We start from the raw sequence: 12,237 nt of genomic DNA, 5'->3' as shown, positions 1-12,237 counted from the left end.
CTGCGGCCCGGTACCCCGCTGACTACCCAGCGCGGTGCGCCGTTCCGCACGCGCGATCCGGCTGTTACGGCGTTATCGACACGCCGTGACGTTGTGACCGGCCGGACCCGCCGCCCGGTACCGCGAAGAGCCCCCGGCAGCCGCCGGGGGCTCTTCGCGGTACCGGGCGGGAGGCGGGATCAGGCGAGGTCGACCATCCCCGCGGTCAGCGTCGCGCCGTCCGCCGGATCGATCAGGATGAACGCGCCGGTGCGCCGGGACACCGCGTAGGCGTCCAGCGGCACCGGTTCGGCGCTGCGCAGGGTGATCCGGCCCAGGTCGTTCGCGGTCAGCTCGGTCGCGCCCGCCAGGTCCCGCACGATCGCCTTGACGGTCCGCGTGGTGTGCCTGAGCAGCACCCGGTCGCCGACCCTGAGGGGCCGGTCGGCCAGGTGGCACACGGCCGCGGTGACGTCCTGGGTGAGCACGGGCGCCTCCGGCCCGGCCGTGATCATGTCGCCGCGGGACACGTCCCGTTGGTCCGCCAGGCGCACCCCGATCGACTGCGGTGCGTGCGCGGCCCCGGCGGCGGTGCCCAGCACGTCGATCCCGGCGATCTCCGAGGTCGCTCCGGACGGGTGCACGATGACCCGGTCACCGACCCGCAGCGAGCCGGAGACCAGCTGGCCCGCGTAGTACCGGACGTCGCCGTGCCGGATGACGTACTGGACCGGGAAACGGGCCGGGGCGTCGGCCGCGTCCGCGGCGACCGGCACGCGCTCCAGGAACTCCAGCAGGGCCGGGCCGTCGTACCAGTCCATGGCCGTGGACCGGTCGACCACGTTGTCGCCGACCAGCGCGGAGACCGGGATTGCGGTGACCTCGGGAAGTCCCAGCTCGGCGGTCTGCGCGGCGAAGTCGGCGACGATCCGCTCGAACCCGGCCCGCTCGTAGCCGACCAGGTCCATCTTGTTGACGGCGAGGACGACGTGGGGGACGCGGAGGAGGGCGGCGATGGCGGCGTGGCGGCGGGTCTGTTCGACGACGCCGTTGCGGGCGTCGACGAGGACGACGGTGAGTTCGGCGGTGGAGGCGCCGGTGACCATGTTGCGGGTGTACTGCACGTGGCCTGGGGTGTCGGCGAGGATGAAGCGGCGTTTCGGGGTGGCGAAGTAGCGGTAGGCGACGTCGATGGTGATGCCCTGTTCGCGTTCGGCGCGCAGGCCGTCGGTGAGGAGGGCGAGGTCGGGGGTGTCCTGGCCGCGGGAGGCGGAGGCGCGTTCGACGGCTTCCAGCTGGTCGGTGAGGACGGACTTGGAGTCGTGCAGGAGTCGTCCGACGAGGGTGGACTTGCCGTCGTCGACCGACCCGGCGGTCGCGAACCGCAGCAAGGTGGTCTCGGTCAGGCCGAGTTCCGTGGTGGTCGTGCTCATCTCTAGAAGTACCCCTCGCGCTTGCGGTCTTCCATCGCGGCCTCGGAGAGCTTGTCGTCGGCGCGGGTGGCGCCGCGCTCGGTGAGCCGGGACGCGGCGATCTCGGCGATGACGGCGTCCAGCGTGCCGGCGTGCGAATCGACCGCGCCGGTGCAGGACATGTCTCCGACGGTCCGGTAGCGCACCTGGCGCTTCTCCACCGTCTCGCCGTCGCGCGGGCCGCCCCACTCGCCGGCGGTCAGCCACATCCCGTCGCGCCGGAACACCTCGCGCTCGTGGGCGAAGTAGATCTGGGGGAGGTCGATGGCTTCGCGGGCGATGTACTGCCAGACGTCGAGTTCGGTCCAGTTGGAGAGGGGGAAGACGCGGACGTGTTCGCCGGGGGCGTGGCGTCCGTTGTAGAGGTTCCACAGTTCGGGGCGCTGGCGGCGGGGGTCCCACTGGGAGAACTCGTCGCGCAGGGAGAAGACGCGTTCCTTGGCGCGTGCTTTCTCCTCGTCGCGGCGGCCGCCGCCGAAGACGGAGTCGAACTTCTCGTGCTGGATCTTCTCGGTGAGGGGGAGGGTCTGGAGGGGGTTGCGGGTGCCGTCGGGGCGTTCTTTGAGGACTCCGCGGTCGATGTAGTCCTGGACGGAGGCGACGTGGAGGCGCAGTCCGTGTGCGGTGACGACGCGGTCGCGGTAGTCGAGGACTTCGGGGAAGTTGTGGCCGGTGTCCACGTGGAGGAGGGAGAAGGGGATCGTCGCGGGGGCGAAGGCTTTGAGGGCGAGGTGGAGCATGACGATGGAGTCCTTGCCGCCGGAGAAGAGGATCACCGGCCGTTCGAACTCGCCCGCCACCTCGCGGAAGATGTGGACCGCCTCGGACTCCAGCGCGTCCAGATGGGACAGGGCGAAGGTGCTCACGCCAGCCCCCGTTCCACCAGCAGTGCGTGCACCGCGTCCGCCGACTCCTGCGGGGTCTGGTCCTCGGTGCGCAGGACGAGCGCCGGATCGGCGGGCGGCTCGTACGGGTCGTCGACGCCGGTCAGCCCGGACAGTTCGCCCGCGGCCTGCCGGGCGTACAGCCCCTTCACGTCACGCTCGCTGCACACCTCGACCGGGGTCGCGACATGCACCTCCAGGTACGGCGTGCCGCTCTTCTCGTGCCGGACGCGGACCGCCTCGCGGCTGTCGGCGTACGGGGCGATGACCGGGACGACGCTGAGCACGCCGTTGCGGGCCAGCACCTCGGAGACCAGTCCGATGCGCTGCACGTTGGTGTTGCGGTCCTCCCGGGAGAAGCCGAGACCGGCCGAGAGGAAGCGGCGGATCTCGTCGCCGTCGAGCACCTCCACGCGGTGTCCCTGGGCCTTGAGGCGATCCCCCAGCAGCCGGGCGATCGTCGTCTTGCCCGCGCTCGGCAGCCCCGTCAGCCAGACCGTGGCCCCCTGAGCCTTTGGCGTGGTGGTCATGCGCAACAGACCTCTTCCTTACCGTCTCGTCCAGCCCGCGTACGACCCGTCGAAGAGTAGGTAAGAAGTCTGAGAGGAGTGGTTAAGGAAGCTGAGGTTTAGCTGAGTGACACATGGTGGGCAAGAGGTCACGGCTTCGTGCAACGAACATTTCACAACCGGACACCCCTTCACGGTCCGGCCGTCCGTCCCGCACGGTCCCGTTGCCTCACGAGCGCTCCCCGCGGGCCGGCTTCCTCACAGGCCCGCGAAAGCACCGCCCGCGTCCCGCAGCCGTTCGTGCAGCGCCCGGAAGACGGCGGCCGAACGGGTGCCCGGCCAGTCGGCGGGCAGCAGGGCCGTCGGCAGCCCCGGATCGGTGTACGGCAGGTGCCGCCAGGAGTCCAGGGCGAGCAGGTAGTCGCGGTAGGCGTCCTCGGGCGGGGTGTCGCTCCGGTGCTCCCAGCCGCGCAGCACCGGCTCGTGGTCGTCGAGGAACTGCTCGTGCGCCTTGGCGATCGCGGTCAGGTCCCACCAGCGGGCGACCGCCTCGGCGGTGGGCGCGAAGCCGAGGTGTTCGCCGCGGAAGAAGTCCACGTACGGGTCGAGACCGAGCCGGCACAGGGTGTGCCGGGTCTCCTCGAACAGCCGGGCCGGGGCGATCCACACGCCGGGCGCGGCCGTGCCGAAGCCGAGTCCGGCCAGCCGTGAGCGCAGCACGTGCCGCTTCTGCCGTTCCGACTCGGGCACCGAGAACACCGCGAGCACCCAGCCCGCGTCCCGCGGTGCCGGCGCCGCGTACACCCGCCGGTCGCCGTCGTCCAGCAACTGGCGGGCCTCGTCGGAGAGTTCGTAGGCGGCCGCGCCCTGCTCGGTGCGTGTCGGGGCCAGCAGGCCGCGCCGTTTGAGCCGGGACACCGACGACCGTACGGAAGGGGCGTCCACGCCGACGGCGGCCAGCAGCCGGATCAGCTCGGCCACGGGCACCGGGCCGGGCAGGAAGCGGCCGTACGCGCCGTACAGCGTGACGATGAGGGACCTCGGGGCGTGGTGCTCGGACACGTTGATCATTTTAGGTCCACGGCATCACCGCTGGTCACATCAGGTACGGGGCTGAACGTGAGTCAGGATTCCGGGGGAGGGGACCGGCGGGGCGTCCGGGGGCGCCGGGACTCGGCGCGTGACCGCGCGCCCGGTCAGGCGGCGACGACGAGCCCTCCGGCCGGGCCGCGGTGCGGCTCGGCCACACTGCCGTCGGGGCGCAGCTCGCCCGTGTCGTCGAAGACGATCGCCCCGTCGCACAGCAGGGACCAGCCCTGCTCGGGGTGGGCGGCGACGACGTGCGGGAGGCCATGGCCGGCCGTCGCGCTCGGGAACGGGTGGGAACACATGGCGCACCTCCACGGGGCTGCCGCCGGCACGGTCGCCGACCGGCATGACCAGACCATGCTCCCGCCGTGAACGGTACGGAACCACCCGCCGCGACCTGTGACAACACACGGACAACTCCCGGACGCCCCCACGACGGCCGCCGCACGTCCGCGACGCGACCGGCGGCGTCGGCCGGGCCGGGACGCGCCACCGAAGGGGTGACGGTCACGCCTCCCGGGCCGGACGCCCGGTATCCAGGGCGCATGCCCACACCACGACCCGGGAAGGATGTCATGCCCCTACGTCCCGTCCTCGCCACCGCCCTCGGTTCCGCCGCCCTGCTCTGCGCCGCCGTCGGCCCCGCGACCGCCGCCCCCGCCGCCCCCGCGAAGTCCGTCACCGCCTCCGCCGAGTCCGTCACCGTCGACGCCACCGGCCGTCTGGCCGACGACGGCACGGTCACCCTCTCCGGCACCTACACCTGCACCGACGCCACCGGCCCGGTGTTCGTCAGCTCCTCCGTCAGCCAGGACTCGCCGACCAGCCGGCACGGCGTCGGCGGCACGCGGGCCGTGTGCGACGGCGCCGAGCACCACTGGGAGAACACCGGCAAGGTGACCTCCGAGAAGTTGGAGCCGGGCGCCGCCCGCGTCGAGGCCACGATCATGGAGCTGCGCCCGGCGGGCGGCCTGCCGCTGCCCTTCTTCCACGTCACCCGGCAGCAGGACGTCAAACTCGCCAAGGGCTGAGACGCCGTCCCGGACGGCCCGGCACCCGAGGAGTGCCGGGCCGGGTCACCCGCGGATCACCGGGACAGCAGCTCCCGGACGGCGGAGGCGACCTCGTCCGGTGCCTCCTCCGCCATGAAGTGCCCGCAGTCCACGGTCCGGTGCTCCAGCTCCGGGGCCCAGGCCCGCCACAGCGCGGCCGCGTCGTAGCCGAGGGCCGCGCCCCAGTCCTGCTGGAGCACGGTCACCGGCATGCCCAGCACCCGCCCCGCGGCCCGGTCGGCCAGATCGTGCTCGGTGTCGACACCGGCCGAGGCCCGGTAGTCGGCCACGATCGAGGGCACCGCCGCCCGGCAGGCCGCGAGATAGGCGGCGCGGACGTCGGCCGGGATCGCCGCGGGGTCACGGGTCCACAGGTCGAGGAAGTGACCGAAGAACAGGTCCGGGGCGGCGCCGATCAGCCGCTCGGGCAGGCCCGGGGGCTGGGCCGTCAGGTAGAGGTGGAAGGCGACGGCGGCGGAGCGGCCGTGCAGCACCTCCCACATGTCCGCGGTGGGCAGCACGTCGAGGAGCGCCAGGTGCGTCACGGCGTCCGGGTGGTCCAGGCCCGCCCGGAAGGCGACCAGCGCGCCCCGGTCGTGCCCGGCCAGCGCGAACCGCTCGTGGCCGAGGGCACGGGCGAGCGCCACGACGTCGGCGGCCATGGTCCGCTTCGCGTACGCCAGCCCGTCCACGTCGGCCGGTTTGTCACTGGCGCCGTAGCCGCGCAGGTCGGGACAGATCACGGTGTGCTCGCGGGCGAGGCCGGCGGCCACCCGCCGCCACATCAGGTGGGTCTGCGGGAAGCCGTGCAGCAGGACGACCGGGCTGCCGGTGCCGCCGACGAGGGCGTGCAGCCGGACGCCGTCCGCCACGGGGACACGGTGCGTGGTGAAGCCGGGGAAGTTCATGCGCCGAGACTCCCGTGCGTGAGTCAGCAACCGGTCAGCACGCACCTGGGCGGCGTCCGCCGGACGACCGGATCTACCGTGGGGCGGGTGAGGACGGACCAGTTCGGCTTCGGTGTGCTCGGACCCGTGGTGGCCGAGCGCGCCGGTGCCCCGCTCGCTCTGAAGGGCCCCCGGCACCGTGCCGTGCTGGCCCGGCTGATCGTGGCCCGCGGACGGGTCGTGCCGGTGGCCCGGCTGGTCGCCGACCTCTGGGACGAGCCGCCGCCCACCGCCGTCAGCGCCGTCCGCACCTTCGTCGGCGACCTGCGCCGGGCCCTCGAACCCGGCCGCCCGCCCCGCACCCCGGCCCGGATCCTGGTCACCGACGGCCCCGGCTACGCCCTGCGCACGGAAGCCGGGACGGTGGACGCCTGGCGGTTCGAGACCGCCGTGGACACCGCCGTACCGGAGGAGCCCGGCCGGGCCGCCCGGCTGCTGCGGGACGCGCTGGAGCTGTGGCGGGGGCCGGCCTACGCCGAGTTCGCCGACGAGCGGTGGTGCCGGGGCGAGCGGACCCGGCTGGCCGAGCTGCGGCTGCGGGCGGTCGAACAGCGGGCCGGGGCGCTGCTCGCCGGAGGGCGCCCGGCCGAGGCGGTCCCCGACCTGGACGCCCACCTCGCCGGGCACCCGTGGCGCGAGGAGGGCTGGCGGCTGCTCGCGCTCGCCCTCTACCGCACCGGCCGGCAGGGCGACGCCCTCGCCGTGCTGCGCCGGGCCCGCGCGACCCTCGCCGACCAGCTGGGGCTCGATCCGGGCCCGGCACTGCGGCGGCTGGAGGCCGGCATCCTCGCGCAGGACCCCGCCCTGGACGCGGTACGCGAGGATGCGGCGGCACGGGTGTGGACGCGGGCCACCGAGGCGTACGACCGTACCGTCGCCGCGGGCGCACGGGCCCGGCTCGAATCGACCGTCGGCCTGCTGCGCACCCTCGCGGTGACCGGCTCCGGCGGTCTCGCCGCCGCCCGCGAACACCGCCTCGCGGCGATCACCGCCGCCGAGGAACTGGGCGACCCCGAACTGACCGCACGGGTCATCGGCGCCTACGACGTCCCGGCCGTCTGGACCCGCTCCGACGATCCGGCGGCCGCCCGCCGCGTCACCGAGGCCGCCGAACGCGCCCTGGCCCGGCTGCCCGTGACCCCGGCCCAGGACGCCGCCCGCTGCCGGCTCCTCGCCACGGTCGCCCTGGAGACCCGCGGCACCCGGTCGGCCCGCGCCGCCGAGGCCGCCGCGGAGGCGGAACGCCTGGCCCGCCGGCTCGACGATCCGGCCCTGCTCGCCTTCGCCCTCAACGGCGTCTTCATGCAGTCCTGCGCCCGCGCCGGCCTCGCCCCGCGCCGCGACGCCCTCGGCACCGAACTGATCGCCCTGGCAGCCCGGCACGGCCTGGTCACCTACGAGGTCCTCGGCCACCTGATCCGGGTACAGGCCCGCGCGGGCCTCGCCGACCTCGCCACCGCCGACGCGCACGCCGAGGCGGCCGACCGGCTGGCCGACCGCCGGGAACTGCCGCTGGTCCGCGTGTTCACGCACGGCTACCGGGCGCTGCGGCTGGCCGCGACCGGGCGGGCGGACCGCGCCGAGGCCGCCTACCGCGCGGTCGACCGGCTGCTGGACGGGCCCGGCATGCCCGGCGTGCGCGCCGGACTCCTCCCTCTCGCCCTGCTGTGCCTCCGGCTCGCCGAGCGGCCGTACGGCATCCGCGCCGCCCTCGACCCGGCCGCCGACTGGGGGCCGTACCTGCCCTGGATCCGCCCCGGCCTCGCGCTCGCCGCCGACGGCGAGCGGGCCGCCCGCGAGGCGCTGCGCGAGCTGCCGGAGCCGCCCGCCGACCTCATGCAGGAGGCCCTGTGGTGTGCCGTGGCGGCCGCCGCCCTGGCGGCCGGTGACCGCCGGGCCCTGCTCCGCTGCCGGGACGGGCTGCGCCCGGCGGCCGGCCAACTCGCCGGAGCGGCAGGCGGCCTGCTGACGGCCGGCCCGGTCGACACCTGGCTGACGACGATCGACGAAGCGCTGGCCCAGGGCGTGTTGCGAAAGTCCCGTCTGCCGCGCGACTTTCGCAACACGCTCTAGGCGTCCCGGCCGGCCGGTCCCTCCGTCGCCCGCGGGGCGCAGCGAGGCCGACGGGTCCGGCCGGACCGGCGCCGGGGCCCCGGCGCGCACCGTGGCCGCAACGCCCGGCGGCCTCCCGCCGTCTCGGGCCGAGGGCGCGCGCCTGGCGCCGCCGTCCTCCGCCGCCGTCCTCCGCCCGCGCCCGGCCGGACCCGTCCCGACCCGCTCACCGGGGGCTGCACACCGTCCGGGGCGCGGCCTTTCCCGGGGCGCCCTGGGCGTCCTGCACCCGCTGGAGGTCCCGCAGCAGGCCCGCGGTGCCGGGGTCCTGGCCGTCGGCGACCCGGGCGATGGTCTGCAGGACCGCCTCGTAGAAGGCGTCCCGTACGGCCGGTGCCATGACGTCCGAGGCGTCCAGGCAGCGCGGGCCCTCCCGGAGCCGTTCGGCGATCTCGTGGGCGACCTCGTCGTCCCGCGGGGTGACCTCCCGGTTCGCCGAGAAGAAGTCCGCCGACGTGGCCCACTCCTGCTGGCCGTCCCGGGAGGCCAGCAGCCTCACCAGCTCCCGTGCCTGGGGGCGGTCGCTGAACAGGGCCGCGAAGTCACCGGTGACCTCGTGGGCCTGCACCCGGCCGCCACCCGGCAGCAGCGGAGCGGAGTCCGTCAGGTCCGCGTGCGCCGCCTCGCCCCGGTAGAAGGAGCGCGCGAACGACCCCTGGTGTTCGAGCCCGCAGCCGCCCCACCCGGCGAAGAGCAGCCCGTCGCCGTCCGGGGCGCCGCGGTGGTCGGTGAGCAGGGCGTGCCGCGCCCGGACCCGGTCCTGAGCCAGCAGACCGGCCCATGCCTGCCACGCGGAGCGCACCGCGTCGCTCTGCCACCACCGCGTCCCCCCGGCGCCCAGCGCCCACTGCGCGTAGACACCGGGGCCCGCCCGTTGCAGCACGAGGTCCTCGATCCAGTCGGTGCCGGGCCACCCGGAGGCGCCGTCGTCACCCATGCCGATGCACCAACTGCGCAGCGGAGCAGGCGCGTCGGCGGGCTTCTCGCCCCGCCGGAACCAGACGATGCTCTTCAGGTCCGCCTTGACCGGCACCCAGTACACCGACGAGGAGGCGGTGCCGGTGGCGTTCCACGGCGCGCCGTACTGCCCGGGGTCGTACAGCCCGTTCAGCGGTTCGAGACGGTTCTGGTCGGCGTACTCGGCGAGTTCACCGATGCCCGGCATGATCACGATGTCCGGCGGCTCCCCCGACTGCACCTTGGAGAGCAGCACCTCCCGCTGGGCGGCGGTGCCCTGGTAGCGGAAGGGGATCCCGAAGTCCCGCAGCACGGCCTCGAACCGGTCCGCCTGGTCCCCGGTCCAGGTCCCCAGGATGGTCACCGGCTCCCCGTCGTCGTGCCGTGCCCAGGCCGCCACCAGCCCGCCGGCCGCGACCAGCGCCATCACCACGAGCACGACCAGCACCTTGAACCGCCGGGTCACCGCCGCCTCCAGTAGTCGCTGTCCAGCCGGAGCCCGAGGCCCAGCGCGGGCAGGACGACGACCAGCAGGCCGCCGACCACCGTGCCCTGGTAGATCCGGTCCGCCCAGTCGCCGGCCGCGAGTTCCCGCCGGACCTCCTCCGACTCCTGCGCCACGCCCTGCTGCGCGGCGGCCAGCCCCGGACCGGTGTGCCGGGACATCTCCGTGATGCGCCCGAGGTCACCGAGCGCGCCCGCCAGGCGGTCCTCGGCGGCGGTCGCCGTCAGCAGCGGGAACACCGCGAGCAGCACGGTCAGGACGAACGCCGCGACCAGATAGGGGTTCCAGTCCCGGCCGCACCGGTCGCGCAGCACGAACAGCGCCGACAGCAGGGTCGACGCCACTGCCACCAGGGCGATCTCGGCGAGCCACCAGCCGGCCCGCTGCCACCGCCCCATGGTCGCGGTGGCGGCGGCGTGCCGGAGCTGCACCCGTTGCAGGGCGTCGAGGCGGGGCGCCAGCCCGACCTTGCTGCGGGTCAGCAGCGAGTCCGCCTCGTCGAGTTTCTGCTCCCGCATCAGCGGCTGGTCGCGGTACATGGACGTGCCCAGGCCGAGCGAGTTGCCGTAGGTGGCGAGCAGACCGTTGACCGTACCGAGATCCTGGTCGGTGCGGTCGGCGATCCGGGACAGGCCCTGGTCGGCGGCGGACAGCTGGGAGCGGTACGTCTCGCCCGAACCCGCCACGTCGACGAGGTGCGCCGTCACCAGGGCGTGCGCCTCCTGGTCGGCCCGCAGCGCCGCCAGCCGGGTGGCGGCCAGCCCCTGCACGGCCGGCGCCTCACGGGCGGCGAGGGCCGCCGCGCCGCGCTGCGTCTGCCGGTAGGAGAGGAACAGCGAGACCGCGGCCACCGCCGCGCACAGCAGCAGCACCAGCAGGTGCGTCTCCAGCAGCCGGCGGGTCCGCGTGCGGCGCAGCCGCCCGCGCCAGAACGCGGCCGGGGAACACCGCCGGGGCAGGGTCGTCCGTACGGTCGTCACAGCAGCTTCTTTCCGCAGGCGATGCAGTAGCGGGCCTCGCCGCCGGCCGGGTTCCGGCAGGCGCCGCAGCGCGGTCCGGGCGGTGCGCCGGCGCCGTCGGCCACGGGCGCGCCCGGGTGGGAGCCGGCCCGCAGGATCATCGGGCCCAGCGTCCCGGCGGCCACGGTGCGCAGCCGGATCCGTCCCTCGGCCGCGTCCTCGACGTCGGCGACCGTACGGATCTCGTCCAGCACCCAGTCGGTGCCGAACCGCGCCGCCAGCCGGGCCGCCTGCGCCAGGCACTCCCGCGCGGTGTCCGGCCGGTGGGCCTGGAGCGCGGTCAGCCCCTCGCGCAGCGCGCCGCGCATCCGGGCGGTGGCGTCGAGACTGCGCACGCTGCCCCCGCCCGTCGGGCCGGGCGGCGCGGACGGCCGGGGCAGGTGCCAGCGGGCGACGACGGGCACGTGGACGCCGTCGACGGAGACCATGGCGAACTGCAGGTCCGTCTCCAGCGGGTCGTCGTCGGCGCCGGCGACCAGGGTGAGCAGGTAGTCGCGGCGGCCCTGTTCCCACTGGTGGGTGGGGAAGGTCCAGCGGTGCGGCCGGTCGGCCTCGGGCAGCCCGACCAGGCGGTGCGGCCGGGGAGCCTTCTCGGTGAGCGAGACCTGGCGCACCGACGGCCGCAGGGTCACCTCGATCGCCAGCTGGGCGGGCCCGGCCCGGCGCAGCCGCGCGATGGCGTCGGTGACCGCGCGGCCGAGTCCCTCGTCCACGAACTGGGCCGTGCCGTGCAGCCGTTCGGCGATGGCCAGCAGCGGATCGGGCGGCCAGTCGGCGCCCACCGCGAACACGTCACAGGTGAACTTCCCCGCGCAGGCGTCCAGTTCCTCGTCGAGGCGGGTCTCGCCCGCGGCGCTGCTGCCGTCGGTGATCAGCACGAGGTGCGGTACGGACAGCGGACGGTCGGTGAGCAACGCCCGTGCCTCGGCGGCCCAGGGCGCGTATCCGGCGGGACGCGGGCCGTCCCGGTGCAGCGGCAGCGAGCCCACGGCGAACGCGGCCCGGCGCCGCTGGTCCCGGTCGGCGACGGCCCACGTACCGGCGTCCCGCGGGTGGAACCGGACCGGCTCGGGACCGCTGCCGAGCACGGCGAAGGAGATGCCGTCGGGCAGCGCGCGCAGCGCGGCCGGCAGGGCGTGGCGGACGGCCGCCCGGTTGGCCTCGGCCACGTCCACCGCGACGATCACGGCGAGTTCGACCGCCGGCAGGTCGTTCGGGGCACGGTCAGCGGCCACCTCGACCCGCAGATGGGCCTCGATCTTCGCGCTGCGGTGCGGGCGCAGGTCGCCGTCGAGGTCGACGTGGAGGCGGACGGCCGGGTGCGACGGCCGGGTGCGGCTGCTCATGTCCTCGGTCACCGCTCCTTCCCTGGGTCACCGCCGGCACCGCGGGTGCGATGCCGTGCGCCTGCGTCGTGCGGTTCGGGTCGTGTCGTGAGCTTGGGTTGTGCCGTTCGGGTCGGTCGTGCCGTGTGCCTGTGTCGTGCGGTTCGGGTCGGTCGTGCCGTGTGCCTGTGTCGTGCGGTTCGGGTCGATCGTGTCGTGAGCTTGCGTTGTGCCGTTCGGGTCGGTCGTGCCGTGTGCCTGTGTGGTGCCGTTCGGGTCGGTCGTATCGCGTGTCCCCGCCCGGCTGCCCGATGCCTGGCGGCGGGTTCCCGAGGGCGCCGCCCGGTCCGGCCGGGTGCCCGGTGTTCTCCGTCGTACCGCCGGGGC

Annotated in this window: 11 protein-coding genes; 2 read left to right on the top strand and 9 right to left on the bottom strand. The window is 75.0% G+C overall.

What is annotated here, in order from left to right; all coding sequences use genetic code 11:
• Positions 1 to 179: 179 nt before the first annotated feature.
• The 5 genes from ACIQOE_RS12740 to ACIQOE_RS12720 all read right to left on the bottom strand — a co-directional run bounded on the left by ACIQOE_RS12740 (position 180) and on the right by ACIQOE_RS12720 (position 4,235).
• Positions 180 to 1,412, bottom strand: coding sequence for a sulfate adenylyltransferase subunit 1 (locus ACIQOE_RS12740; protein WP_401411335.1), 1,233 nt, complete (start codon positions 1,410 to 1,412; stop codon positions 180 to 182).
• Positions 1,413 to 1,414: 2 nt separating this feature from the next.
• Positions 1,415 to 2,317, bottom strand: a complete 903-nt coding sequence (gene cysD / locus ACIQOE_RS12735; RefSeq protein ID WP_401411333.1) for a sulfate adenylyltransferase subunit CysD — start codon at positions 2,315 to 2,317, stop codon at positions 1,415 to 1,417.
• Positions 2,314 to 2,865: an adenylyl-sulfate kinase gene (cysC, locus tag ACIQOE_RS12730; RefSeq protein WP_351325841.1), complete on the bottom strand. Its 552-nt coding sequence runs from the start codon at positions 2,863 to 2,865 to the stop codon at positions 2,314 to 2,316. Before cysC ends, cysD begins: the two co-directional genes overlap by 4 nt.
• Positions 2,866 to 3,102: 237 nt before the next feature.
• The gene (locus ACIQOE_RS12725; protein WP_362651294.1) at positions 3,103 to 3,915 is read right to left on the bottom strand and encodes a PaaX family transcriptional regulator C-terminal domain-containing protein; all 813 of its coding nucleotides are present in this window, start codon (positions 3,913 to 3,915) and stop codon (positions 3,103 to 3,105) included.
• 125 nt (positions 3,916 to 4,040) lie between these two features.
• Complete coding sequence (locus tag ACIQOE_RS12720; RefSeq protein WP_365562893.1) at positions 4,041 to 4,235, bottom strand: DUF5999 family protein; 195 nt, start codon at positions 4,233 to 4,235, stop codon at positions 4,041 to 4,043.
• 273 nt (positions 4,236 to 4,508) lie between these two features.
• Between ACIQOE_RS12720 and ACIQOE_RS12715 the strand changes: the two genes are divergently transcribed.
• The gene (locus ACIQOE_RS12715; protein ID WP_401411330.1) at positions 4,509 to 4,964 is read left to right on the top strand and encodes a DUF6299 family protein; all 456 of its coding nucleotides are present in this window, start codon (positions 4,509 to 4,511) and stop codon (positions 4,962 to 4,964) included.
• Between the two features lie 56 nt (positions 4,965 to 5,020).
• Here the strand turns inward: ACIQOE_RS12715 and ACIQOE_RS12710 are convergent, their stop codons facing one another.
• Positions 5,021 to 5,893 carry an alpha/beta hydrolase gene (locus tag ACIQOE_RS12710; protein WP_365562887.1) on the bottom strand — a complete coding sequence of 291 codons (873 nt, stop codon included), beginning with the start codon at positions 5,891 to 5,893 and terminating at the stop codon, positions 5,021 to 5,023.
• 87 nt (positions 5,894 to 5,980) lie between these two features.
• Between ACIQOE_RS12710 and ACIQOE_RS12705 the strand changes: the two genes are divergently transcribed.
• On the top strand, positions 5,981 to 8,005 hold the full coding sequence (locus ACIQOE_RS12705; RefSeq protein WP_401411328.1) for a BTAD domain-containing putative transcriptional regulator: 2,025 nt from the start codon (positions 5,981 to 5,983) through the stop codon (positions 8,003 to 8,005).
• A 205-nt stretch (positions 8,006 to 8,210) separates the two neighbouring features.
• On the opposite strand, the gene ACIQOE_RS12700 is transcribed toward ACIQOE_RS12705, so the two are convergent.
• The 3 genes from ACIQOE_RS12700 to ACIQOE_RS12690 are packed head-to-tail and all read right to left on the bottom strand — an operon-like array spanning position 8,211 to position 11,871.
• Positions 8,211 to 9,467: a carbohydrate ABC transporter substrate-binding protein gene (locus ACIQOE_RS12700; RefSeq protein ID WP_365576820.1), complete on the bottom strand. Its 1,257-nt coding sequence runs from the start codon at positions 9,465 to 9,467 to the stop codon at positions 8,211 to 8,213.
• Positions 9,464 to 10,486 carry a hypothetical protein gene (locus ACIQOE_RS12695; protein WP_401411326.1) on the bottom strand — a complete coding sequence of 341 codons (1,023 nt, stop codon included), beginning with the start codon at positions 10,484 to 10,486 and terminating at the stop codon, positions 9,464 to 9,466. The genes ACIQOE_RS12700 and ACIQOE_RS12695 overlap by 4 nt, the downstream gene beginning before the upstream one ends.
• Positions 10,483 to 11,871, bottom strand: coding sequence for a vWA domain-containing protein (locus ACIQOE_RS12690; protein WP_401411324.1), 1,389 nt, complete (start codon positions 11,869 to 11,871; stop codon positions 10,483 to 10,485). The genes ACIQOE_RS12695 and ACIQOE_RS12690 overlap by 4 nt, the downstream gene beginning before the upstream one ends.
• Positions 11,872 to 12,237 lie beyond the last annotated feature (366 nt).

Source organism: Streptomyces sp. NPDC091282, assembly GCF_044757385.1.
GTDB lineage: Bacteria > Actinomycetota > Actinomycetes > Streptomycetales > Streptomycetaceae > Streptomyces > Streptomyces gramineus.
This window is presented reverse-complemented; position numbering and strand designations above follow the sequence as displayed.